Here is a 24,807-nt window from a genome sequence, read left to right as displayed (position 1 = left end):
GCGCGGCCCGCCTATCCCCGCTCGGGGAACATCGCCTTCAGCCCCTCGCGCGACGCCTTGGCGATGCCGCGCTCGGTGATCAGCCCGGTGACCAGCCGCGCCGGCGTCACGTCGAAGGCGGGGTTTGCCGCAGGCGTTGCTTCGGGCGAGACGCGTACCTGGGCGATCTCGCCGCTCGCGGTCTTGCCCCACACCAGCGAAACCTCGTCGCCGGAACGTTCCTCGATCGGGATTTCGGCAAGTCCGTCGCCCACCATCCAGTCGATGGTCGGCGAAGGCAGCGCAACGTAGAACGGCACGTCGTTGTCTGCGGCGGCGAGCGCCTTCAGATAGGTGCCGATCTTGTTGCAGACGTCGCCGTCGGCGGTGGTGCGGTCGGTGCCGACGATGACCATGTCGATTGCGCCGCGCTGCATCAGATGGCCCCCGGCATTGTCAACGATCAGCGTGTGCGGCACGCCGTGGCCAGCCATCTCCCAGGCGGTGAGTTGGGCGCCCTGGTTGCGTGGGCGTGTTTCATCGACATAGACATGGACCGGAATGCCGGCTTCGACAGCGAGGTAGATCGGTGAAGTGGCTGTCCCGTAGTCGACCGTCGCCAGCCAGCCGGCATTGCAGTGGGTGAGGATATTGACCGTCTCGCCCGGCTGCTTGCGCGCCGCGATATCCTTGATGATGGCGAGACCGTTCTCGCCGATGGCGCGGTTGAGCCCGACATCCTCGTCGGCGATCTCATTGGCACGCCGGTAGGCGGCCGCGGCGCGTTCACCAAGCGGCAACGGCCGCAGAAAGCGCCGCATCTCGTCGAGCGCCCAGCGCAGGTTGATCGCCGTCGGCCTGGTATCGTGCAGTATCTCCCACACAGTGTCGAGCGCTTCGTCGGATGCATCATCCGTCATCTGCATGGCGACGCCATAGGCCGCGGTGACCCCGATCAACGGTGCGCCACGCACCCACATGTCGCGGATCGCGGTGGCGATGCCGGCGACCGTGACGAGCTTCTCGATACGGAACTCATGCGGCAGCCAGCGCTGGTCGATGATCTCCACCGAGCGGCCGTCGTCGCTCAGCCAGATGGTCCGAAAGTGGCGGTCGCCGACGTTCAAATGCTGTTCTCCTGTTCGATCAGCGCGGCCAGATTGTTGACCTCGTCGATGCTGTGGATCTGGCGCCGATTGACGGCGATGTGGCGGCCGAATTTCAGTGCCTTCGCCTCACAACTGGCGCGCAGATCTTCATCGGCAATGGTCTCGAAGTCTGCATTGTGCGCGAGGCCAAGGATGCGCCTGTGAACCTCGATGCCGGCAAAGCCGAGCAGATCGTCCCAGATCTGATGCAGGACATTATCGAGTGCCTGCTCGGCGCCCAGCCGGTCGCCCTGATCCTCGAACAGGCTTTTTTGATAGAGCATGCCGGTGCGCTCGGTGCGCCATAACAGCGAGAACTCGGCGCGGAACACGGCCCAGGTCTCGGCCGTGACGCCGAGCAGATAGGCACGCATGGCGTCGCGCCTGCCGTTCTGCTCATGCCCGCGCTGCGAGAAGAAGGACATCCAGAAATTGGCGAGCAGCATGCCGACGTCGAAGGCCATCGGGCCGTAGAAGGCGAACTCCGGATCGATCATCCGTGTTTCCTGATCGGTGACCATGATCGAGCCGGAATGCAGGTCGCCATGCAAAAGCGTCTCGGCATTGGCGGCGAACATATGCTTCAGCCGCTGCGCCTCCACCTTGAGGTCGCGGTCGGCCCGCAGTTCCGCCACCAGCCTATCGAGCTGCGGACTGGTGTGGCGGTTCATCTTGGCGTCGAAATAGGGGTCGGAAAACACCAGGTTCTCGGTGATGTCGCAAAGCTCGACATTGTCGGCGAACAGCGCCAAATCCGCCTTGCGCTCCTTGGTCACCATCGACAGGTCGGAACCGCGAAACAGCGTGCGGGCCATGAACAGGCCGATATCCCTGGCAATGTTCGGCAGTCGGCGCCCATCGATCAGGGCGCGCCTGAGAATGATGTATGGCGGCGCCAGATACTCCATGATGATCAGCGCCTGGACCTCGTCGAAATAGTAGATCTCCGGCACCGAGCCCGGCGCGCGTGCCTCTTGCCGGGTCAGCGCGTGGTATTCGAAGAAGGAGCGTTTGAGCGGCAGCGGCCAGCTGTCGCCGACGAGGCGGACATAGGGCAGGGCCTGCTTGACGATGGCGCCGCCACAGGCGCCTTCGACGATGAACACCAGGTTCAGATTGCCGTCGCCAACCTCGCGAACTTTCCAGGCGCTCGCATCCTTGCCGATCTTCGCGCACAGCGCTTCGTTCGTGCCGAGACAAGTTGCGAGCGTCTTCACCGACAATGCTTCGAACGGCAAGTTCCCAGTCATCCTTGTTCCCTCCCGCCTATGTGCTCCGATCATAAGGAGCCCAAGCGGCGGGGCCAAGCTAGGAAGCTGTCTGGCAATTGTCAATCGTGTTGACAATTGCCGACGTTGACCATAGCGTCATGACTAGGGAGGAACGCATGGTCGGCAATGCCGTGTTCCGCGTAGAGGGACTGAGGAAATCCTTTGGCCGCAACGAGGTGCTTGGCGGCATCGCGCTGGACCTCCATGCCGGTGAAGTGACCGTGCTGATGGGCGCCAACGGCGCCGGCAAATCCACCCTCGTCAAGATCATCAGCGGCGTCTACGAGCGTGGCGGCGGCTCTATGACCCTCGCCGGTGCGGAGTTCGCGCCGAACACGCCGGCGGAAGCGATCCGCGCGGGTGTCGTCACCGTGCACCAGAACATAAATGACGGCGTGGTCGCCGATCTCGATGTCGCCACCAATCTCACGCTCGACCGGCTGAGCGGCCGGGGCGTGCCGACCCTGTTCAATCCCGCTCGCGTGCGCCGTGAGGCCAAGGCGGTCGCCGACCGCATGGGGCTGGCCATCGATTTGAAGGCGCGCGTCAGCGATCTTTCGCTGGCCGACCGCCAGATGGTGGCGATTGCCCGGGCGCTGGCGCACCAGCCGAAAGTGCTGATCCTCGATGAGCCGACCTCGTCGCTCTCCAGTGCCGAGGCCGACAGGCTGTTCGCGCTGGTCGACCGTCTGCGCGAGCAGGGCGTGGCGATCCTCTATATCTCGCATCGCATGTCGGACATCAGGCGGCTCGCCGACCGCATCGTCTCGATGCGCGACGGTGTCGTATCGGGCGCCTTCGATGCCAAGCCGCTCGATTATGAAGGTGCGGTCAACGCCATGCTCGGCCGCAAGATCCATCTCGACCGGATCGTGGCCAGGAGTTCCGCCAGGGCGGTCCTGAGCGTCGAAGGCCTGCGCATCGCGCAGGGCGCCAAGCCGATGTCGCTGACACTCGGCGATGGCGAGGTCGTCGCCATCACCGGCCTCGTCGGCGTCGGCAAGACCGCGCTTGCCGAGACGCTGTTCGGTGTGCGCCGGCCGCTCGACGGCACCATGACGATGAACGGCAAGCCTTACGCGCCGCGCTCGGCGGGCGACGCGATCGCCGCCGGCGTGTTCCTCGTCGCCAAGGATCGTGCGACCAGCGGCATCGTCGACGGCTTCAACATCGAGCGCAATGTCAGCCTGCCGTTTCTGAAGCGCATGTCCAGTCTGAGCGTGCTCAGGCGCCGCCTCGAACGCGCCACCGCGCGCAGGCAGATCGAGCAATTGGGCATCGTCTGCCGCTCCGAGAAGGACGAGATGTCGGCGCTGTCGGGCGGCAACCAGCAGAAGGTGATGGTCGCCCGCTGGATGGCGCAGAATGCCGCGCTGTTCATCCTCGACGAGCCGTTCCAGGGCGTCGACATTTCGGCCCGGCGCGACATCGCCGCCAAGCTGAGGGCCAGCGCCAATGGCCGCGCCACGCTTCTGTTCGTCACCGAACTCGACGAAGCGCTGGAGACGGCAGACCGCATCCTGGTGATGTCGGAGCATACGATCGTCGGCGAACACCGCAATGCCGATGTCGACCTCGACCGCCTGCTGGCCGAGGTTGCCGGTGGACCGCTGCACAGCGCTGCCTGAGCGTGGCGGCCGATGGAATTAGAATGGAGAGACCATGGCTGCGAGTTGGGTAAATGGGGCAGCGGCGCCGGGGTGCGCCGAATGACGCTGCGCGACTACGCCATCCGCTATGGGTTCATCGTGCTGCTGTTCGGATTGGTCGCCTATTTCGCGATCGCCGCCGACGGGTTCGTTTCGCCGCAAAGTGCCGTCTTCATCTTCCAGTCTGTCGCCATCACCGGTGTGCTGGCGCTCGGTGTTACCGCCACGCTTGTCGTCGGCGGCTTCGACCTGTCGATTGGTTCGGTCGCAACCTCTGCCATGATGGCTGCGGCCTATGTGATGGTGGTGCTGGAGCAAAACGCGTTCGTGGCGGTCATCGTCTGCCTGTTGATTGGCGCCATTGTCGGCCTGATCAATGGCTGGCTGATCGTCTACATGCGTGTACCCGATCTGCTGGCGACGCTCGGGATGATGTTCCTGCTGGTCGGCCTGCAGCGCATCCCCACGGAAGGCCGCTCGATCGCCACCGGCATGACCATGCCCGATGGCTCGGTCGCCAGCGGCAAGTTCTCCGATGCCTTCCTGGCGCTCGGCCGCCACCGCTTCGACTTCTTCATCCCAAACCTCATCCCGGTCTCGGTCGTCGTGCTTCTGGTGCTGGCCGTGCTGATCTGGTTCTTCCTCGAATACACCCGCTTCGGCCGCATGATGTATGCGGTCGGCAGCAATGAGCGCGCCGCCGAACTCGCTGGCGCGCCTGTCAAGGCATACAAGATCTGGGCCTACGTTATTTCAGGCGTTTTTGCCTCGATCGGCGGCATTTTGCTCGCGGCCCGGCTTGGACGCGGCGACATCGCCTCGGGTAATAATCTGCTGCTCGATGCGGTTGCCGCGGCGCTGATCGGCTACGCGGTGCTCGGCGCCGCCAAGCCGAACGCCTTTGGCACCGCCATCGGCGCGCTGTTCGTCGGCATCTTGCTGCAAGGCCTGACAATGATGAACGCGCCTTACTACACGCAGGATTTCGTCAAGGGCGTGGTTCTGGTCGTCGCCCTTGTCTTCACCTTTGCCCTTTCGGGCAGGGGCAGGAACTAGCATTCGGCCGGATAGGATTTGGGTTCAACAAAAGTGGAGGAAAACAAGGTGAACATCACTAGAAGACTTCTGGGGAAAGTGGCGCTTGGGCTCGCCGGCGCAACCATGCTGATGCAGGGGGCATTTGCCGCCGACAAGCCGGCGCCGTTCGACAAACCCGGCGTCAAGATCGCGTTGGTCCGTTATCTCTCGACCGGCGACTTCTTCCAGGCGTATCTGTCGGGCGTCGAGGCGCAGTCGAAGGCGCTCGGTATCGACCTGCGCGTGCTCGACAGCCGCCAGGACGCCGCCCTTCAGTCCGACATGGTCGACCAGGCCATCGCGCTTGGCGTGCAGGGCATCATCATCCAGCACGGCCTGACGGAATCGATGAAGGACGCCGCCCAGCGTGCCGTCGACGCCGGCATCAAGGTGGTGGCATTCGACGTCAATGTCGAAAACCCCAAGATCCCGCAAATCGAACAGTCGGACAAAGATCTGGCACGGCTGGCGCTCGAACAGGCAGTCAAGGACAATGGCGAAAGCTGGAACGCCGGCTATGTCTATGTCGCCGGCATTGCTCCGCTCGACCGCCGCAACGAGACCTGGGTTGACGTCAAGAAAAAATATGCCGGCATAAAGGAAGCCGCCATGTTCGGCACGCTCGACAATCCGATCGCCAACTCCGTCGCCAACCAGGCGCGCTCGGTGCTGTCGGCGCACCCCGACATCAACGTGATGTTCGCGCCCTATGACGAGTTCGCCAAGGGCGTGAAGATCGCCGTCGACGAAGCCGGCCTGAACAAGAAGATCAAGATCTATTCGGCCGACATTTCGACATCCGACATCGCGGCGATGCGCGAGCCCGACAGTGCCTGGGCGGCTACCGCGGCGACCAACCCGGCAGTCGTCGGCCAGGTCTCGGTGCGCGCCCTGGCGCAACTGCTCGCCGGCGAAGATCCCGGCCACAACGTCATCGTGCCGCCGACGCTGATCACCCAGAAGGAGCTGATCGACAAGGATATCAAGAACATGGAGGACCTGTCGGCCAAGCTGCCGCAGTTCGCCCATGCCAATGTCGCCATGCCGGCCTGGATGCCGAGCCCCAACGCGAAGTAAGGCTCGTCAACACACAAAGGAAAAGGGCGGCCCGTGAGCCGCCCTTTTTATTGTCAATTGGAGGTGCTTACCGCAGCGCCGCCGCGATGTTGCCACCGTCGACCGTCGTCACATCGGCGGTCGTCCGGTCGGCCAGCGCATGGTGCAGGAAGGCCTGAGCCACGTCCTGCGCGGTCACTTCCTGGCCGAGCAGATTGCCGGACATGTATTCCTTCTCCGACACGCCGCGTGCGCCCGAGCGGCTGGCGATCATGGCGTCGGTCAAAAGCCCGGAGCGGATGCGGTCGGCGTTGACGGCGTTGGAACGGATGCCATGGGCGCCGTAGTCGAGCGCGTATTGCCTTGACAGGAACAGCGTCGCCGCTTTCGGCACGCCATAGGCGCCGAATTTCGGACCCGGATTGACCGCCTGCTTGGAGGTGTTGAACAACAGCGCCCCACCTGTACCTTGTTCCAGCATGATGCGCACGGCGTTCTGCGCCGCCGACTGGTGAGCGAAGAAATTGAGCTCGAAGCTCTTGCGCAGCAGCGTATCGTCAAGCTCGCCGATGCGGCCTTCCCAGGCAGCACCCGCATTGGACACCAATATGTCGACGCCGCCGAAGACGGCGACCGCCTTGTCGAAGGCGGCACGCATCTGGTCCGGGTCGGTGATGTCGGCGCCGACGCCAATCGAATTGTTGCCCGCTTTCCTGGCGGCATCGGCGGCCTTTTCGGCGTCGAGATCGACGACGACGGCATGAGCGCCATTGTCGGCGAACAGTTTTGCGGTCGCCGCACCAATCGCACCGGCGCCGCCGGTGATCAGCACCACCTGGCCGGTCAGCGGCTTCGGCTTGTTGGAGGCGAGCTTGGCCTGTTCCAGCGACCAGTATTCGAGCGGGAACAGGTCGGCCTTGGATAGCGGGTGGAAACGCCCGACGGCCTCGGCGCCGCGCACGGCCTCGATCCACATCTCGCCAACGTCCGAGGCGATCCTGGCATCCTTCAGCGTGCGGCCATGGCCGAACATGCCGAGCCCCGGCACCAGCGTCAGCCGGGGCATCGGATCGAGCATGGTGCGCTTGACGTCGTCGAGCGCGTCATTGGTCTCGAAATAGGCGCGGTAATCCTTGGCGAAAGCGTCGACATGGCTCTGGATTACGGCCTTGTAGTCGCCGATCTTGTCGGCATCGGGCGCCGGCACGGCCAGCGGCCCGGTCTTGATGCGGATCGACAGATCCGGCGTCGACACGCCGCGTCCTGCATAGTCGGCGATCTCTGCAGAATTGATGAAATCGACAATCGCGTCCGAGGTGCGGAAGTCAGAGATCATGCGGTCGAAGCGGCCTTCGCCGCGTGGGGCCGCTACAGCGCCGCGCAGCATGGGCGCGATCGCCGCTGGTGACGCTAGTCTTGCCGGCAGCGCTGTCTTTGCAGCCTTCGGCTTGGCATGCTCGGCCACATAATCCTCGGCGACGTTCACATAGTGGATCATCCGGTCATAGGCCTGCCTGGCATCCTCGCCGAAAGTGAAGATGCCGTGCTTGTCGAGGATCAGGCCTTCTACCGTCGGGTCGGCGTCGAAGACATCGGCCGCCGCCTTGGCGAGATCGAAGCCCGGCATGATGTAGGGCACATAGCCCATTTTTGCTCCGAACACCTTTGCCACCAGCGGCTTGCTGTCTTCCTGGTCGACGATAGCCAGGATAGCGGTCGAGTGGGTGTGGTCGACGAACTTGTGCGGCAGGAAGGCATGCAGCAGGGTCTCGACCGAAGGGTTGGGCGAGGCGGGGTCGATCAGGTTGGCCCGCTGCAATGCGACCATGTCCTCGTCGGAAAGCCTGTCCAGCTTGCGCGCCTTGAGCAGGGCGCCCATCTTGACCGCCGGCAGGCCCTGCGGCTCGATGACCGCCATATCCCAGCCGCTGCCCTTGACGCACAGCACGTCCCATTCGTCACCGACGAGATCGGTCGCCTTGATCTTGCAGGAGGTGTTGCCGCCGCCATGCAGGACCAGTTGCGGCACGCCGCCCAGAAGCCGCGTCGTGTAGACACGCAACGCCAGATCGCGGCCGACGCCCTTCTTCGCATAGTCGGCAACGAGTTGTTCGGCCACGTCGTCGTTCCACAGATTCTTCATGTTCGCTTCGTCCAGTTGCTGTCTTTGATGGTGAACAGGAATGCCGCGACGCCTTGATGACAAATGCGTCGGCAAAGGATTGGTTTTCAGGACGCCTTTTCTGCTGACGTTCCGGCATGATCGAGCAGCCGCTGCGCCATATGCGCGCCGACCACCAGATGCGTGCAGAGGCCGCCGGCGATCGCGGCGAGCAGCGGCTCGAACTTGCTGTCTTCCTGCACGACCATCAGCCGCTTACCGATGACGCGCAGTGAAGCAAGCCCCGCCGAGATGACCCGCCGGTTGTAGCTGCAGTCGAGCAACTCGCCACGGGCATCGATGATCTGCCCGGCAATGACACCCGCGGCACCTTCCCTGCGCAGCGCCGCCATCTCGGCTGCCGTCAGCGCGCCGCACTTCACCAGATGGCTGTCGGCATCGACCGCGCCGATGGAGTAGAGCGCAAGATCGCAGTCGCTGATCCCGGCAAGCTGGTCGCGGATCACAGGTTCGGCGCGCAGGCCTTGCGCCAGTTCCTCGGTCGACAGCACCAGGGGCGCGTAGAAGTTGAGGCCCTTGGCATTGAGCCGGCGCGCGATTTCCATAGTGCATTGATCGGGCCGGTAGGAATAGGGTGCGCCGAGATTGCCGCAGAGCTGCACCACGGTGACGTCCTGCAGGTCGGCATAGGACATGATGTCGGCGATGGTGTAGACGGTGCGGCCCCAGGCGACGCCGATGCGGTCGCCTTTCCCGACGAGTTCCAGGAAAACGCTTGCCGCCAGCACCGCGATATCGGTCGAGGGGTCGGCGAGATAGGCGTTCTCAGGCGCGATCCAGACGGCGTCGAGCTTCAGGGCGTCTTCCAGCCTGCGCGCCATGACGTCGTCCGTGAAGAGCTGCGTCGAGGTCGAGATGTTGACGATGCCTGTCTCGCGCGCCTTGCGCAGATACATAGCGACGGAGGCGCGCGAAATGTTGAGTTGATTGGCCACTTCGTCCTGGCGAAGCCCATGGGCATAGTAAAGCCAGGCCGCCTTGTGGATGAGCTGTTCTGCCGGTCGGATCGCCATGCCGCCTCCTTGGCTGACATTAGTCACGGCTCTCGACAAAAGTCAAATTTGGATAACAGGAAGAGATTTCCTGCCGGCGCGGCACAGATCCCCATTCTAGCAAGTCGGTGCAGGATAGCATTCTCGGCCCATCAGGGGGATAGCGTGACGACGAGCGTAAGGTTAGAAAGCTCGAAAAGACTTTGGGGAGAATGGGATGGCCAATCCCTACGAACAGGATCTCGACAGGAACGCGGCCAATCACCAGCCGCTGACGCCGCTCACCTATCTGGAGCGCGCTGCAAGAACCTATCCCGACCATGTCGCCATCATCCATGGCAGCCAGCGCATCAGCTACCGCGATTTCTGGCGCCGTTCGTTGAAGCTCGCCTCGGCCCTGCACAAGCATGGCATCGGCAAGGGCGACACGGTGACGGTCATGCTGTCGAACACGCCGCCGATGCTGGAAGCGCATTTCGGCGTGCCGATGACCAAGGCGGTGCTGCACTCGCTCAACACGCGTCTCGACGCCGCCGTCATCGCCTTCCAGCTCGACCATGCCGAGACCAAGGTGCTGATCGTCGATCGCGAGTTTTCCGGCGTGGTGCGGGAAGCGCTCGGTCTGGCCGTGGTCAAACCGCTGGTCATCGACTACGACGATCCCGAATACGCCACCGACGCGCCCTATCCGAAAGGCGAGAGGGTCGGCACGGTGGACTATGAAGCCTTTGTCGCCAATGGCGACGAGGCGTTCGCCTGGTCGATGCCGGACGACGAATGGGACGCCATCTCGCTCAATTATACTTCGGGCACGACAGGCAATCCCAAGGGCGTCGTCTACCATCACCGAGGTGCTGCGCTGATGGCCTACACCAACACCATCCATGCCGGCATGGCCAAGCACGCGGTCTATCTCTGGACCTTGCCGATGTTCCACTGCAATGGCTGGTGTTTTCCCTGGACGCTCGCCGTCCAGGCCGGCACGCATGTCTGCCTGCGCTGGGTGCGGCCGAAGCCCATTTATGACGCTATCGCCGATCATGGCGTCACCCATCTGTGCGGGGCGCCGGTGGTCATGTCGGTGCTGATCAACGCCAAGGACGAGGACAAGCGCGCGTTTGCGCAAACCGTCACCTTCAACACGGCGGCCGCCCCGCCGCCCGAAGCCGTGCTGTCGGGCATGGCCGATGCTGGCTTTGCCGTCACCCATCTCTACGGCCTGACAGAGACCTATGGTCCCGCTGTCGTCAACGAATGGCATAATGGCTGGGACGCACTCGACAAAGGGGCGAGGGCGGGCAAGAAGGCACGGCAGGGCGTGCGCTATGCCGCACTCGAAGGCCTGACGGTAATGGACCCCGAGACCATGGCCGAGACGCCCGCCGACGGCGAGACCATCGGCGAGGTGATGTTTCGTGGCAACATCGTCATGAAGGGCTACCTGAAGAACCGCAGGGCGACTGACGAGGCTTTCGGCGGCGGCTGGTTCCACTCTGGCGATCTCGGCGTCATGCACCCGGATGGCTATATCCAGCTCAAGGACCGCTCCAAGGACATCATCATCTCCGGTGGCGAGAACATTTCCTCGATCGAGGTCGAGGAAGCGCTCTACAAGCATCCCGCCGTCGCCTCCTGCGGCGTCGTGGCGCGCCATGACGACAAATGGGGCGAGGTGCCTGTCGCCTATGTGGAACTGAAGCCGGGCAAGGAGGCGAGCGAGGCCGAGATCATCGAGCACTGCCGGACGCTGCTCGCCCGCTTCAAAGTGCCGAAAGCGGTGATCTTTGCCGAGATACCGAAGACCTCGACCGGCAAGATCCAGAAGTTCCGGCTGCGGGAAATGGCCAAGGTCGCCTGAAGCCCCGGGGATCTTCGAGAGAATATTTTCAATGGCCCGCATCCTGAGGGCGCCTTGTGACGTCTACTGGATGTCACCAATTGTCACCTATCGTACGCGTACACCGAATCCGCGTTGACACCTCGCTCGTTTAGATTTACGAGTGATGAAAATCGAAATTCGTCACTCGTTATTTGACAGAGAGCTATGTCCGAAGCCGCCTCCATCGTCGCCGACGTCGCCCGACAGGAAAATGTAACGCGCATACTCGATTGCGCCGAGCGCCTGTTCCGGCACTATGGCTACGGCAAGACCAATGTCGCCGACATCGCCCGCGAACTCGGCATGTCACCGGCCAACATCTATCGTTTCTTTGCCTCCAAGGTCGAGATCCACCAGGCCGTATGTGGCCGGATGCTCGGCGCCAGCTACAAGATGGCTTACGAGATCATGCACCTGCCGATCAGCGCCGAGGAGCGGCTGCGTCGTTATGTGCATGCACAATACAAGCTGACGATGGAGGTCATGCTCGACGACCAGAAGGTCCACGAGATGGTCATCGTCGCGCTCGAGCGGGACTGGGGCGTGATCGACAAGCATGTCGACAGCATTCACGATCTCTTCGCCGAGGTGATCGGCGAGGGCATCGAGGCTGGCGAGTTCAGGAAGCAGGACCCGGTGACCGCATCGCGTTGCTTCGGTGCCGCCACCGTCATCCTGTGCCATCCGCAGATGGTGGCGCAGTGCCTCGCCAAGACCAATCGGGCAATGCCCGACGACCTCATCGATTACGCCATCAGAGCCTTGAAATAGCCGTCGCCAGCCGGTGCCGGTGTCGACAGTCCGTCTCCAGTCGGGAGTACCGAAATGTTTTTGCCCAGTTCCATCCTTCGCAAGCTCCCAGCTGCCGGCCTGATCGTCGCATCGCTTGGGCTTGCCGGCTGCTCGCAGGAAAAAGCCGAGGTGAAGGACATCATCCGTCCGGTCAAGGTCGTCGAGATCGCCCAGGCGCATGACACCCGCACGCTGTCCTATTCCGGATCGGTGCGCGCCCGCACCGAGAGCACGCTGGGTTTCCGGGTCAATGGCAAGATCACCGAGCGTCTCGTCGACATCGGCCAGCACGTGGCGCCTGGCGACGTGCTCGCCCGCATCGATCCCTCCGACTATGACCTGTCGGTCAAGAGCGCGCAGGCGGCACTCGATGCCTCTGAACGGCAGGTCGAGACGGTCGAACTCGCCCGCAAGCGCGCCGAACAGCTTTTCGCCAAGAACTTCGCGCCGAAATCGCAGCTCGAACAGGCGACACTGACCTATGACCAGGCAATCGCCACGCGCGACTCCGCCCGCTCTACGCTTGCCCAGGCCAGGAACCAGGTCGGCTATACCGACCTCAAGGCCGACAGGGACGGCATCGTCACGGCGGTAAACGCCGATGTCGGCCAGGTGGTCGGCTCGGGCACGCCCGTGGTCACCGTCGCGGTCGACGGTGAAAAGGAAGTGCTGATCGCGGTTCCGGAAATGGAGATCGCCGAGTTCAAGCCGGGCAAGGACGTCAAGGCGGGCTTCTGGTCGGACGATGGGCTGAAGCTCGACGGCAAGGTCCGTGAGGTCGCCGGCAGCGCCGATCCGCAGTCGCGCACCTTTGCCGTCCGCGTCAGCCTGCCCAACGACCCGCGCGTGCTGCTCGGCATGACCGCCAATATCGAGGCGTCGGCGGCCAACGAAAAGCAGCTCGTGTCCATCCCGCTCAGTGCACTCGCCGAGAAAGACAGCCAGTCGATCGTCTGGACGGTCGATCGTGGCGCCGACACCGTGCATGCCCGTTCGGTCAAGGTCGCCGAGTTCGCCCCCGACGGCGTGCGTGTCGCGGAGGGATTGAAACCGGGCGACGTCGTGGTCGCCGCCGGTACGCAGTTCATGACCGAGAACCTGAAGGTGAAACTCCCCGGCGGCACCGCACAGCAGTCCGCCTCGGCCGAGGGCGACGAAGCCAGCCAGTTGCGCTGACGACAGACAGGTCGGCCGCGCGTTCCCGCGGCCGCAGGTTTCCGGGCGGCGTGCCCGAAGGTCGAGACGTCAAGGCCGATGTACCCCCGCATCGACCCTCGCGTCCCACCGCGATGAGTGTCTCTCCGCTCGAAGAGCAACGCCGCCCGGAAGCCAGTATCGAACGCAGATGATTTCGTTCCGCGCGCGCTTCCTCGAAGCCCCTTTTTCGAAGCACCAAGCGTCGGCAACCAAGCAAAGTGGACCACTTCCGATGACGACCCCCACTGAAGAAAAGCGTCCCTTCAACCTGTCGCGTTGGGCCATCGGCCATCCCTCCATTGCGCGCTTCCTGTTCGGGCTGATCATCATAGCCGGCGCGCTCGGCTTGATGCGCATGGGCCAGAAGGAGGATCCCGACTTCACCTTCCGCGTCATGGTCGTGCAGGCGATCTGGCCGGGCTCCTCGATCCAGGAGATGGAGGACCAGGTCGTCAACAAGATCGAGCGCAAATTGCAGGAGACGCCGCATCTCGATTTCGTGCGTTCCTTCACCCGCGCCGGCAGCGCCATCATCACCGTCCAGATCAAGGGTGACACCAACGCCGCCGAAGTGACGGATGCTTTCTATCAGGTGCGCAAGAAGGTCGGCGATATCCAAGGCGACCTGCCGCAGGGCCTGCTTGGGCCGTATTTCAACGACGAGTTCGGCGACACGTTTATCACCCTGCATTCGATCAGCGGCGACGGCTTCTCCTTTCCCGAATTGAAGAAGTTCGCCATCCAGGCGCGCGATATGCTTTTGACGACGCCCGGCGTCGAAAAGGCCGTCATCATCGGCGACCAGCCGGAAAAGCTCTATATCGATGTCTCGTCCAAGGCGCTGGCCGAACGCGGCCTGACGCTGACCGACCTGCAGAACGCGATCAAGGGCCAGAACAACGTCGACCCCGCGGGTTCCGTCGACACCGGCGTCAATTCGGTTCGCATCTCGGTCGAAGGCGACGTCGCCAAGGCGGCCGACATCCGCGAACTGCGCCTGCGCGCCGGCGGCCAGGTTACCCGGCTGGGCGACATCGCCACCGTCACTTCGGGCCTGGAGGACCCCTTCCAGCGCAAATACCGCTTCAATGGCCACGACAGCGTGCAGCTTGGCGTGGTCATGGCCAAGGGTTTTAAAGTCACCGATGTCGGCAAGGATGTCGAGGCGACCTACAAGCGCTTCGAGGAGGCGCTGCCCTATGGCGTTTCGGTCGACCAGATTTCCGACCAGCCGGGCGTCGTCACGGATGCCGTCAGCGAATTCATGCATGCGCTCGGCGAAGCGTTGCTGATCGTGCTCGTCGTCTCGTTCCTGTCGATCGGCTGGCGCTCGGGGCTGGTCATCGCCATCGCCATACCGCTGGTGCTCGCCGCCACCTTCGCCATCATGTACGAGATCGGCATCGACCTGCAGCGCATTTCGCTGGGCGCGCTGATCATCGCGCTCGGCCTGCTTGTCGATGATGCCATGATCGTCGTTGAGATGATGGAGCGCAAGCTCGAGGAGGGGCTGGTCAAGATCGAGGCGGCGAGCTTCGCCTATTCCTCGACCGCCTTCCCGATGTTGACCGGCACACTGATCACCACCGCCGGCTTCATACCGGTCGGGTTCGCTGCTTCGACGGCTGGCGAATATGTGCGCACCTTGTTCTATGTCGTCGGCATCGCGCTGATCGTGTCGTGGTTCGTGGCGGTCTATTTCACGCCCTGGCTCGGCTATATGATCCTCAAGCAACGCAAGCATGCCGGCAGCCATCACGACGCCTTCGACACAGGCTTCTACCGTCGGCTGCGTGCCACGGTGGGCTGGGCCGTGCGCCATCGCATCATCGTTTTGGTGATGACGCTGGCGACTTTCGGCACTAGCCTTTGGGCGTTCCAGTTCATCCCGCAGAATTTCTTCCCGCAATCGTCACGGCCCGAAATTCTTGTCGACCTCTGGCTGCCGGAAGGCACCAGCATCAAGGAGGTCGAGGCGCAGGCCAAGGCCCTGGAAGCCAAGATGATGGACGACAAGGACAAGCGTTTCATCGCCACTTATATCGGCGAGGGCGCCCCGCGCTTCTTCCTGCCGCTCGACCAGCAACTGCGCAACCCGAACTTCGCCCAGATGCTGGTCATGGCCGATGACGAGCCGGCGCGCGAGCGGCTGATCGTCAAGCTGCGCACGGTTCTGGCCGAAGACTTCCCGTCGATCCGTGCCAAGGTCGACCGCCTGTTCCTCGGACCGCCGACCGGGTGGCCCGTGCAGATGCGCGTCATGGGTCCGGACCGCCAGGAGGTGCGCCGCATCGCCGACCAGGTGAAGGCGAAGTTCCGGCAGGATCCCCTGCTCGGCGCCGTCCATGACGACTGGCTGGAGCCCGTTCCGGCGATGAAGCTGGTCATCGATCAGGATCGTGCCCGTGCGCTCGGCGTCACCTCGCAGCGCATCCGCCAGATGCTGCAGGCGACGATGTCCGGCGCGCCGCTTGACGATTTCCGCGACGGCGAGGAGACGGTGTCGATCGTCGCCCGCGAGCCGGATGCCAGCCGCAGCCTGCTGTCGTCGGTCGACTCGGTCTATATCCCGACCGATTTCGGCGGCTTCGTGCCGCTGTCGCAGGTGGCCAAGGTGGTGCCTGTGCTGGAGCAAGGCATCGAATGGCGGCGCGACCGCCTGCCGACGATCAGCGTGCGCGCCACATTGCCAGACGGCGTGCAGTCCAACGACGTCGTCACCAAGATGTACAAGGACATGCAGGGCCTGCGTGACGGCCTGGCGCCCGGTTACAAGATCGAGATCCAGGGCGGTGCGGAGGATTCAGCCGAAAGCCAGGCTTCGATCGCCGCCAAGGCGCCGATCATGCTGGCCATCATCGTCGTGCTCCTGATGATCCAGCTGCAGAACTTCGGCAAGGCGATGCTGGTGCTGGCCACCGGCCCGCTCGGCATCATCGGCGCGGCCGCGGCTCTGCTGATCAGCGGTGCACCGTTCGGCTTCGTCGCCATCCTCGGTGTCATCGCCCTGCTCGGCATCATCATGCGCAACTCGATCATCCTGGTCGACCAGATCGACCAGGACATTGCCAAGGGCATGGACCGTTCCGAAGCGATCGTCGGCTCGGCCGTGCGCCGCTTCAGGCCGATCGTGCTGACGGCGATGACGGCGGTGCTGGCACTGATCCCGATCTCGCGCGGCGTGTTCTGGGGACCGCTCGCCTATGCCATGATGGGCGGCATTCTGGTCGCCACCGTGCTCACCATCCTGGTGCTGCCGGCGGGCTATGCGCTCTTCTTCGGCCGCGAGCCGAAGAAGGCGAAGACCGACCAGCAGGCGCCGGAGCCAGGGGAGATCGAAGGCATCGAACGGCCGCAACTGCCGTTGGCGGCGGAATAAAAAACCGGCCGGTCGATTTGCGACCGGCCGGTTTTCCTTGATGCAATGATTTAGGCCGCAGTCAGACCATCAGATGACGAACACCCAATTCGCGATGAGCATGACCGCCACGCCGGCGACCAGCGTCAGATAGGGCAGCATGCCCGCCTTCTTGACCGAAAGGTCGGCTCCCGCCATGCCGAGATCGGCCAGCATGTGGTCGGGGAATTTGCCCTTGTCCTGGATGTAGTGGCGGAAGCAGAACACCGGGATGATGAGCGCCGCCGTGATCAGTCCGGCCCACAGCGCCATCGGGTTCCACACCTTGGCGCCTGCGCCCATGAAGATCGCGTTGACGTAGGCGAAGATCGCCCCGATCCCCAAGAGCCAGCTCGGTGCTTTCCACGGCCGTGCGATATGGCCGTTGTCGATGCGGTGGATCCAGCCGGCATTGAGGTTGAGGAAATTGAAGATGATGTAGCCGCAGTTCGACACGGCGAGGATGAAGAAGAAGCTCGTCGCGTCGGCCGAGGCGATCGCCAGCACGACCAGATTGAAGCAGAGATCGGTCCACATGGCCCGCGTCGGCGCGCCGTGCTCGTTGACGTGGCTGAGATAACGGGGCAGCCAGCCGTCGACCGAGCCCTGGTAGAGCGTGCGCGACGAGCCGGCCATCGCCGTCATGATGCACAGCACCAGCGCCAGGATCATCAGCATCACCAGCAGACTGTGGATAAGCCTGCCTCCGCCGACCATGCCGGCCAGCGCATCGGCCACGCCGGAGCCGTCGACGATCGGTGTTGCCAGCATGCCGTTCAAGCCCAGCACGCCCTGGAAGGTGAAGGGCACCAGGATGAACAAAAGCATGCAGAGCAGGCCGGAATAGAAGATGGCCTTGAACGTATCGGTACCCGGGTTCTTGAACTCCGACGTGTAGCAGACGGCGGTTTCGAACCCGTAGGTCGACCATGCGGCGATGAACATGCCGCCGAGCGCCAATGTCCAGCCGGCGATGTTCCAGGAGCCGGGCTCAGGTGCATAGGCGGCGGCGAGCGGCACCAGCGGCGAAAAGTTCGACCAGTCGATCTGGCCGGTGAAGATCGGCACCACGCCGACGATCAGCATCGGGATAATGACCAGCAGTCCGATATATTTCTGCACGCTGGCAGTGCCCAGAATGCCGCGATGTTGGATCGAGAAGATGATCAGCATCAGCACCGCGCCGATGAAGAAGGTGGCATTGAGCGTGAAGGACACCGGGCCTAGCGTGTGGCTCCACAGCGTCCAGTTGCGGATCGCCGGCGTCGCGGCGGCGGTCACCGCGGTGATGGCGTCGGCAGGCGCCGTTCCGGCGTGCGCGGCGATGTAGGCGACGACATCGGGCGAGGCCTCGGTGAACAGCGGCACCGGCGCCAGTGCATTGAGGATATAGGCGGCGGCGATCGAGCAGCCGAGCGACAGCACCGGCGACCAGGCGAACCAGTTGCACCACACCGACAGCGGCGCGATGAACTTGGAGTAGCGCAGCCAGGCCGTGGCGCCGTAGATCGAGGCACCGCCGGACTTGTTCGGGAACAGGCCAGCGATCTCGGCATAGGTGAAGGATTGCAGAAAGCCCATGATCATGGAGACCGTCCAGATCAGGAACGCCAGCTTTCCCGTCGTGCCGGCAATGCCGCCGATCGAGAACAGGACCAGCGCCGGAACGCCACTCGCCACCCAGAAGGCGCCGCGCCAGTCGATATGCCTGAGCAGCTTGCTTTCGGCAGGCTGGTCCAGGACCGTACTTATTGTGCTCATGTGGATGAGTTCCCCTTTTTCGATGTTCCCCGCCAGTGATGCCTCGGCTACGCGAAACTTACTCCCCGGCAAATGATCGTTCCGGCCGCAGTGTTTCCACTCAGTTGTATTTTTTTCTTAGGAGTGAAGATTGATCCGGCGCGCCGTCACGTCAAGCGATTTGTGAAACCATGCACATCACGCTTGCGCGCGCGAACATCAAAGCGTCCGGCGGTGCGGCCGGCGGGCGCTTTGCGAGTCCCAAAAGGGCAGGTCAGGAACGTGGTTTGGTCTTTTGCGGATCGTAGTGGGCAAAGGCCACGACCCGAGCCGGCAGCCGCTTGGCGTGGCCGTCGAGCTTGCCGATCTCGACCTCCGTGCCGACAGCGGCATGAGCGACGTCGAGCCGCGCCAGCGCGATGTTCTTGCTCAGCAACGGCGAGCGCATGCCCGACGTGACGACGCCGATCTGGGCGCGCCCGACATGGACGCAGTCGCCGTGGCCGACGGCGACATTGCTGTCGATGTCGAGGCCGACCAGCTTTGTCTGCGGATGATCCTTGCGCCGGATCAGCGCCTCGCGGCCGATGAAATCGTCGGTCTTGCTCTTCAGCGGCACGGTGAAGCCGATACCAGCCTCGAACGGATCGGTCTGGTCGGAAAATTCGTAACCGGCGAAGATCAGTCCGGCCTCGATGCGCACCATGTCGAGCGCCTGCAGGCCCATCGGCTTCAGCCCATGCGGCTGGCCGGCCTCCCAGATCGCGTCGAAGACTTTTTGCGCGTCGCGCGGATGGCACCAAATCTCGTAGCCGAGTTCGCCGGTATAGCCGGTGCGTGAAACGAGGACGGGGATGCCGTTGCCGCCGCCGATCCTGGCGACGGCGAAGCGGAACCATTCGAGTTCCTCGATCGATGGCTGCAGCGGCGAGGTCCAGATCACCTCCTTCAGGATGGCGCGGCTCTTTGGCCCTTGCACGGCGATGTTGTGCATCTGGTCGGTGGACGAGCGCACCAGCACGTTGAGGCCGAGTTTTGTCGCCGTCTCGCGCAGCCATTCGCCGGACAGATCGTCGCCGCCAACCCAGCGGAAATTGTCCTTGCCGAGCCGCAGAAGCGTGCCGTCGTCGATCATGCCGCCATGTTCGTAACACATGGCGGAGTAGACGACCTGGCCGACGCCGAGCTTCTTGACGTCACGCGTCAGCGTATATTGCAGCAGCGCTTCGGCATCCGGGCCGGTCACTTCGAACTTGCGCAGCGGCGACAGGTCCATGATCACGGCATCCTGCCGGCAGGCCCAATATTCGGCGATGGCGCCTTCCCTGGCGAACGAATTGGCCAGCCAATAGCCCCTGTACTCGACGAAGTCGCGTGTGTGTTTGGCAAAGCTCGAATGGAAAGCTGTCTCGCGGGTCATTTTCGGTTCCGAATCAGGCGTCATGCGTCTGGCGATCGCTCGCGAGAATTTGTGCTGGCCGGAATAGGTCCGCACGTGGATGTCGGTCAGGTCCCAGCCATTGGCCGGCGTCGTGTCGTCGGGGCAGGCCGAGGAGACGCAGACGATGTCGGTCAGCGCTCTGAGCAGAACATAGTCGCCGGCCCGCGACCATGGCTCGTCCGACACCATGACCCCATGGGCGTCGATCGCCGTGTTGAAGAAGAAGTTGATCGCCATCCAGCCGGCGCGGGGATTGACGCCCTTGCCGTCCAGCGCGCGATTAAAGTTCTCCGAGCAGTTGGTGTGGCCGGGATAGCCGATGTCGTCATAATATTTCGCCGCGCAGGCGAGCGCGAAGGCATCGTGCCGGCCGCATGTGTCCTGCACCACCTCAACCAGCGGTTCCATGTCCTGGTCGTAATATTTCGAATGCAGGCCGGGCATCGGATAGCTCGCGCCCATCAGCGTGCGCGTGGTCGTGACGTCGAGCGGATGGTCGAGCCCCTTGTCCAGCTTGCGGGCCGAGAAACACTGGAAGTCGGTGCACTGGCGCCCGTCGACATCGATGATCTGCAGATAGTCGCCCGCCTTGACGAAATACGATTCCGCCGTCGCCGAATGGACGCGCAAATCGAGCATCGGATCGGCCAATGGATCGGCAAGCCGGGATTTCGTTTTCAGGCGGATCGTGTTGCGCCGCACGACGACGCTGAGCGGCGTCGCTGTGTCGTGCCCATCGACCAGCATCGGACCGCCGGGTGCGGCGATCAGCATCGCGCCGTCGCGCGCGACTGTGAATGCCTGCTCGGTACCGGCTGGTGTCATGCCGCCAAACACGCGCACCGCCTCGGCCTGCCCAAGCTGAACCTGGCGGCGTTCGAGGCCGCGGCGCACCGCCGAAAGACTGTCGTCGCCCTCGGTGAGCAGCGCCTTGATGCCGGCGGCATTGCTGTTGGATTTTTCACTGAGAATGCCGGGATCGCTGGCGCCTGACCTGTCCCAAGCCAGCAGCTCGCAGGCCTGGCCTCCCTCGACGTTGCGAACCGTGATCGTATCGCCGGCCTCGACGTCGATCAGCACCGCGCCATTCCCCTGTACGGTATAGCGCTCCATGCCGGCCGGCAGCGCGATCTGGCCGGGCCGCAGGATCAGGCTTGGCCTGGGCGGTCCGGCTGTCACGGTGGGGTAGGGCGACTGGCTCATCTCAGCCTTGCGGTTCGAGAAACAAGTTTGCCTGTGTGTGAAATTATTTTAGCAGCAAGAATAGCAGCGGAGCGGAGTTTGGCAAGGCGGGGAAGAAGCGCAGTGCTACGCCAAGTCCTCCGAATGCCCGATCTCGACACCATACTCGGCAGCCGAGTCCAGCATCGTGTGCCACAGGCTTTCGGCGAAGGTCGAAAACACCAGAACGATGAAAACAGCCTGTCCGTCCGGCGCATCATTGCCACGCCACAGCGTGACGCTGGTGTGATCCATCGAGGTGGTTGCCGCGGCTCCGACCGGGAACGCCGCCGGATACAGATCGATCGACGACAGTTTGGCGAGCAGGGCGCGCGCCTTGTTGCCGGAAATGCTGATCAACACCCGCGCATGTGACTGGTCCGAGAGCGAAGCCGAGGTCGCGAAAACCGGGGCCAGCGACTCCACCGTGTGTCTGCCTTTCGACAGCACGAAGAACTGATCCGGTCCCGACCAGATGAGCGTGGCTTCGGCTGCTGCGGCCGCCTTCGGTGTTTCCGGCGCCGTCACGCCGAAATGCGCGTTCGCGGCGCTCGCCATCTCGGCCGTCTTGCCGCGCCGCGCCATCACCTGGACAAGGTCGAAATTGCGGATCTCGCTCAGGGTCACGCCGGCGTCGCCTCGCGCGCCGTGTGGACCGGCGACGAGTGCGCGGTGGAGAGGGCTGCGGGTTTCCCAGGAAAACTCAGCCACGCTGGCGCCCTCCATCCGGGTCATAGAAGACAGGGTTGCACAGTTCCAAATCGTAATCCTCGCCGCGTAGCGGATCGTGCGCATGCACGATCTCGCCGAACCGCTCGCGGCCGCGCTCGACAAGTGCAAGCCCGATCCATTGGTCTGATGTCGGCGAAAAGCAGACCGAGGTGACGTAGCCCTGGTCGTTGTCGGGCCCGGGTGTCTGCCCCTTCGGAATGATGTGCGCGCCGGAACGCAGGCGCCGGACCTTGTCGGTCGGCTTGATGCCGACGACGACCTGCCGATCCGCTGCGATCAGCGCCTCGCGTCCGGCCATGACGCGGCCGATGAAATCCTTCCTGGTCGACATCATCTTGCCGAGGCCGAGATCGGCCGCGGTGGTCGTGCCGCTGAGTTCCGGACCCGCGACGTGACCCTTTTCGATGCGCATGACGCCGAGTGCCTCGGTGCCGTAAGGCGTCACGCCGAACGGCTTGCCCGCAATCATCAAATTGCGCGCCATCGCCTCGCCGTAGCGCGCCGGCACCGAAATCTCGAACGCCATTTCGCCCGAGAAGGAAATGCGGAACAACCGCGCCCTGACGCCGCCGCGCAACGCGACTTCGCGCGCGCCCATGAAGGGGAACCCTTCGTTGGAAAGGTCTTCCGAAGGATCGACGATCTCTTTCAACAGGTCGCGGGTTTTGGGCCCGGCAATCGAAAATTGCGCCCACTGGTCCGAGACCGAGGTTAACTGCACATCGAGTTCCGGAAACAGCACTTGCCGGCAGAATTCGAGATGCTGCATCACCAGCCCGGCCTTGGCCGTGGTGGTGGTGAGGAAATAGTGGTCCTCGGCCAGCCGCGACGTGGTGCCGTCATCATAGACGATGCCGTCCTCGCGCAGCATCAGCCCGTAGCGCGCTTTTCCCACCGCAAGAGTGGAGAAGGTGTTGATGTAGACGCGGTCGAGGAAGGTGCCGGCGTCCGCGCCATGCACGTCGATCTTGCCCAGCGTCGAGACATCGCAGAAGCCGACGCCTGAGCGCACCGCCTTGACCTCGCGGGTCACCGATTCCAGCCAATCCTTCTCGCCGGCGCGCGGATACCATTGCGCGCGCTTCCACAGGCCGGTGTCGACGAAGATCGCGCCCTGTTCGGCGGCCCAGTGATGCGACGGCGTCAGCCGCGTGGCGTGAAAATTCTCGTCGCGATGATGGCCGGCGAAGGCGCCGATGGCGACCGGCACATAGGGAGGCCGGTAGATTGTCGTGCCGGTCTCGGGAATGGATTTGCCCGTGACCGCCGCCATGATGGCGAGGCCGGCGACGTTCGAGGTCTTGCCCTGGTCGGTCGCCATGCCGAGCGTGGTGTAGCGCTTCAGGTGCTCGACCGATTCGAACCCTTCGCGCTGTGCCAGCTCGATATCCGATGCGGTGACATCATGCTGTTGGTCGACGAAAGCCTTGCCCTTGCCGGCAACGTGCCAAAGCGGCGTCAGCGAAAAGGCTTCGTCGTCGGCCACCGGCGTGGAGCCTGAGCCATTGCCATGTCCGGCATCACGTGCCGCCACCGCGCCCGCCGCAAATCCTTCGCGCAAGCAGGCGCCAAGCCCGAAGGCGCCGTTGGCGGCACCAGCCGCGACCATTCCCGGAGGCGCGCCGTCGGGCACGAAGGCGGCGATATCGTTGCGCCATTTCGGCCGGCCGCGATGATAGGAGGTGAGCCCGACCGCCGGGTTCCAGCCGCCGGAAACGGCAAGCCCGTCGGCTTCCACTTCGGCACGCGCGCCGCCGGTGAGTGAGACGGAAATCTTGCGCACGCCATTCTTGCCGCCATCGATGCCGCTGACGGAGCCATGCAGAACCGCAAAGCCGCCCTTGCTGGCAAGCGAGCGGTGCTCGGAAGAGATTTCCGCGCGCGCGTCGATCACGGCGGCGACCTGCAGTCCCGCCCCGAGCGCTGCCTCGACGGTGCGCCAGCCGTCCTCGTTGTTGGTGAACAGCGCGATGCGTCTGGCCGGTGCCGCGGCATAACGTGCGATATAGCTGCGCATGGCGGACGCCATCATCACGCCCGGCGTGTCGTTGCCGGCAAAGACGATTGGCCGTTCGAGCGCGCCTGCCGCGACGACGCAGCGCTTGGCCACGATCCGCCATAGCCGCTGGCGCACCTGGTGCTCCGGCGGCGAGGGCAGATGGTCGCTGACACGCTCGATCGCGCCATAGGTGCCGCCATCATAGACGCCGAACAGCGTCGTGCGCGTCATGATGCGGACATCAGGCATGGCGGCAAGCTCACTGAGCGTGCGCGCGATCCATTCGTCGGCAGGCATGCCGTCGATCATGCCGCCATCGGCAAGCAGGCGCCCGCCGGGAACAAAGTCCTCTTCGCACAGGATGACGCGGGCGCCGCTGCGGCCTGCTGCGAGGGCGGCTGCGAGGCCCGTCGGGCCGGACCCGGCGATCAGCACGTCGCAATGCGCCCAGGCCTTGTCGTAATGATCCGGGTCGGCAATGCCGGCTGCACGGCCGAGACCCGCGGCGCGGCGGATCGCCGGCTCATAGATCGCTTCCCAGAACTTCGCCGGCCACATGAAGGTCTTGTAGTAGAAGCCGGCGACGAAGATCGGCGCGAACAGCTGGTTGACCGACATCACGTCGAAGGCGAGCGACGGCCAGCGGTTCTGGCTGGCGGCGTCGAGCCCTTCATAGAGCTCCGCTGTCGTCGCCTTGGTGTTCGGCTCGCGCCGTGCACCGCTGCGCAGCTCCACCAGCGCGTTAGGTTCTTCCGATCCCGCGGTCAGGATGCCGCGCGGGCGATGGTACTTGAACGAGCGGCCAACCAGCTTGACGCCGTTGGCAACCAGTGCCGAGGCAAGCGTGTCGCCTTTGAAACCGGAGAAGCTCTTGCCGTCGAACCTGAAATTCAGCGGCGCCGAACGGTCGACGAGACCGCCGGATGTGAGACGATGGGGTTGAGAGGTCACGATGTCCAGCCTCTCGTCGATTCGATGTCATGGCGGAGGGCAGCACTGCCCCTCATCGCCCTGCCGGGCACTTCTCCCCGTATAGTGACGGGGAGAAGGGGGCT

15 protein-coding genes are annotated in these 24,807 nt (G+C 63.8%); 7 read left to right on the top strand and 8 right to left on the bottom strand.

The genetic code is table 11. The features are described from left to right. Positions 1-11: 11 nt before the first annotated feature. Positions 12-1,106 (bottom strand): S-methyl-5-thioribose-1-phosphate isomerase, encoded by a 1,095-nt coding sequence (gene mtnA / locus FJ527_RS14165; protein ID WP_140823386.1) that lies wholly within the window; start codon positions 1,104-1,106, stop codon positions 12-14. Beyond that, positions 1,103-2,377: an S-methyl-5-thioribose kinase gene (gene mtnK, locus FJ527_RS14160; RefSeq protein WP_140823385.1), complete on the bottom strand. Its 1,275-nt coding sequence runs from the start codon at positions 2,375-2,377 to the stop codon at positions 1,103-1,105. Before mtnK ends, mtnA begins: the two co-directional genes overlap by 4 nt. A 137-nt stretch (positions 2,378-2,514) precedes the next feature. Between mtnK and FJ527_RS14155 the strand changes: the two genes are divergently transcribed. From FJ527_RS14155 to FJ527_RS14145, 3 genes are all read left to right on the top strand, one after another. Continuing rightward, positions 2,515-4,026, top strand: a complete 1,512-nt coding sequence (locus FJ527_RS14155) for a sugar ABC transporter ATP-binding protein (RefSeq protein WP_140617604.1) — start codon at positions 2,515-2,517, stop codon at positions 4,024-4,026. 81 nt (positions 4,027-4,107) lie between these two features. Beyond that, positions 4,108-5,103, top strand: a complete 996-nt coding sequence (locus FJ527_RS14150) for an ABC transporter permease (protein WP_140823384.1) — start codon at positions 4,108-4,110, stop codon at positions 5,101-5,103. 48 nt (positions 5,104-5,151) lie between these two features. Further along, complete coding sequence (locus FJ527_RS14145; RefSeq protein ID WP_140823383.1) at positions 5,152-6,201, top strand: substrate-binding domain-containing protein; 1,050 nt, start codon at positions 5,152-5,154, stop codon at positions 6,199-6,201. A 67-nt stretch (positions 6,202-6,268) separates the two neighbouring features. On the opposite strand, the gene FJ527_RS14140 is transcribed toward FJ527_RS14145, so the two are convergent. After that, entirely contained in the window at positions 6,269-8,323 is a 2,055-nt protein-coding gene (locus FJ527_RS14140) for a bifunctional aldolase/short-chain dehydrogenase (RefSeq protein WP_140823382.1), read from the bottom strand. A gap of 86 nt (positions 8,324-8,409) precedes the next feature. Beyond that, positions 8,410-9,375, bottom strand: a complete 966-nt coding sequence (locus FJ527_RS14135; RefSeq protein WP_140715138.1) for a sugar-binding transcriptional regulator — start codon at positions 9,373-9,375, stop codon at positions 8,410-8,412. A gap of 196 nt (positions 9,376-9,571) precedes the next feature. Between FJ527_RS14135 and FJ527_RS14130 the strand changes: the two genes are divergently transcribed. The 4 genes from FJ527_RS14130 to FJ527_RS14115 all read left to right on the top strand — a co-directional run bounded on the left by FJ527_RS14130 (position 9,572) and on the right by FJ527_RS14115 (position 16,601). After that, entirely contained in the window at positions 9,572-11,212 is a 1,641-nt protein-coding gene (locus FJ527_RS14130; RefSeq protein WP_140823381.1) for an acyl-CoA synthetase, read from the top strand. Positions 11,213-11,398: 186 nt separating this feature from the next. Beyond that, entirely contained in the window at positions 11,399-12,004 is a 606-nt protein-coding gene (locus tag FJ527_RS14125) for a TetR family transcriptional regulator (protein ID WP_140823380.1), read from the top strand. 54 nt (positions 12,005-12,058) lie between these two features. Next, positions 12,059-13,201: an efflux RND transporter periplasmic adaptor subunit gene (locus FJ527_RS14120; RefSeq protein ID WP_140617379.1), complete on the top strand. Its 1,143-nt coding sequence runs from the start codon at positions 12,059-12,061 to the stop codon at positions 13,199-13,201. A gap of 253 nt (positions 13,202-13,454) precedes the next feature. Beyond that, on the top strand, positions 13,455-16,601 hold the full coding sequence (locus tag FJ527_RS14115) for an efflux RND transporter permease subunit (protein ID WP_140823379.1): 3,147 nt from the start codon (positions 13,455-13,457) through the stop codon (positions 16,599-16,601). Positions 16,602-16,670: 69 nt separating this feature from the next. On the opposite strand, the gene FJ527_RS14110 is transcribed toward FJ527_RS14115, so the two are convergent. From FJ527_RS14110 to FJ527_RS14095, 4 genes are all read right to left on the bottom strand, one after another. Beyond that, positions 16,671-18,380, bottom strand: coding sequence for an APC family permease (locus tag FJ527_RS14110; RefSeq protein WP_015318922.1), 1,710 nt, complete (start codon positions 18,378-18,380; stop codon positions 16,671-16,673). A 253-nt stretch (positions 18,381-18,633) separates the two neighbouring features. Further along, positions 18,634-21,003 (bottom strand): aminomethyltransferase family protein, encoded by a 2,370-nt coding sequence (locus FJ527_RS14105; protein ID WP_140823378.1) that lies wholly within the window; start codon positions 21,001-21,003, stop codon positions 18,634-18,636. A gap of 105 nt (positions 21,004-21,108) precedes the next feature. Further along, positions 21,109-21,732 (bottom strand): sarcosine oxidase subunit gamma family protein, encoded by a 624-nt coding sequence (locus FJ527_RS14100; protein WP_140823539.1) that lies wholly within the window; start codon positions 21,730-21,732, stop codon positions 21,109-21,111. Further along, a complete protein-coding gene (locus FJ527_RS14095) occupies positions 21,725-24,703 on the bottom strand; it encodes a sarcosine oxidase subunit alpha (RefSeq protein ID WP_181166355.1) in 2,979 nt (992 codons plus the stop codon). Before FJ527_RS14095 ends, FJ527_RS14100 begins: the two co-directional genes overlap by 8 nt. Between the last annotated feature and the right edge of the window lie 104 nt (positions 24,704-24,807).

Source organism: Mesorhizobium sp. B2-4-18 (genome assembly GCF_006441385.1).
Lineage (GTDB): Bacteria > Pseudomonadota > Alphaproteobacteria > Rhizobiales > Rhizobiaceae > Mesorhizobium > Mesorhizobium australicum.
This window is presented reverse-complemented; position numbering and strand designations above follow the sequence as displayed.

Coding starts and splice junctions, on each gene's coding strand:
- FJ527_RS14135 (WP_140715138.1), bottom strand. CDS start 9,375: ATGGCGATCCGACCGGCAGAACAGCTCATCCACAAGGCGGCCTGGCTT.
- FJ527_RS14130 (WP_140823381.1), top strand. CDS start 9,572: ATGGCCAATCCCTACGAACAGGATCTCGACAGGAACGCGGCCAATCAC.
- FJ527_RS14105 (WP_140823378.1), bottom strand. CDS start 21,003: ATGAGCCAGTCGCCCTACCCCACCGTGACAGCCGGACCGCCCAGGCCA.
- FJ527_RS14115 (WP_140823379.1), top strand. CDS start 13,455: ATGACGACCCCCACTGAAGAAAAGCGTCCCTTCAACCTGTCGCGTTGG.
- FJ527_RS14140 (WP_140823382.1), bottom strand. CDS start 8,323: ATGAAGAATCTGTGGAACGACGACGTGGCCGAACAACTCGTTGCCGAC.
- FJ527_RS14155 (WP_140617604.1), top strand. CDS start 2,515: ATGGTCGGCAATGCCGTGTTCCGCGTAGAGGGACTGAGGAAATCCTTT.
- FJ527_RS14150 (WP_140823384.1), top strand. CDS start 4,108: ATGACGCTGCGCGACTACGCCATCCGCTATGGGTTCATCGTGCTGCTG.
- FJ527_RS14110 (WP_015318922.1), bottom strand. CDS start 18,380: ATGAGCACAATAAGTACGGTCCTGGACCAGCCTGCCGAAAGCAAGCTG.
- FJ527_RS14120 (WP_140617379.1), top strand. CDS start 12,059: ATGTTTTTGCCCAGTTCCATCCTTCGCAAGCTCCCAGCTGCCGGCCTG.
- FJ527_RS14125 (WP_140823380.1), top strand. CDS start 11,399: ATGTCCGAAGCCGCCTCCATCGTCGCCGACGTCGCCCGACAGGAAAAT.
- mtnK (WP_140823385.1), bottom strand. CDS start 2,377: ATGACTGGGAACTTGCCGTTCGAAGCATTGTCGGTGAAGACGCTCGCA.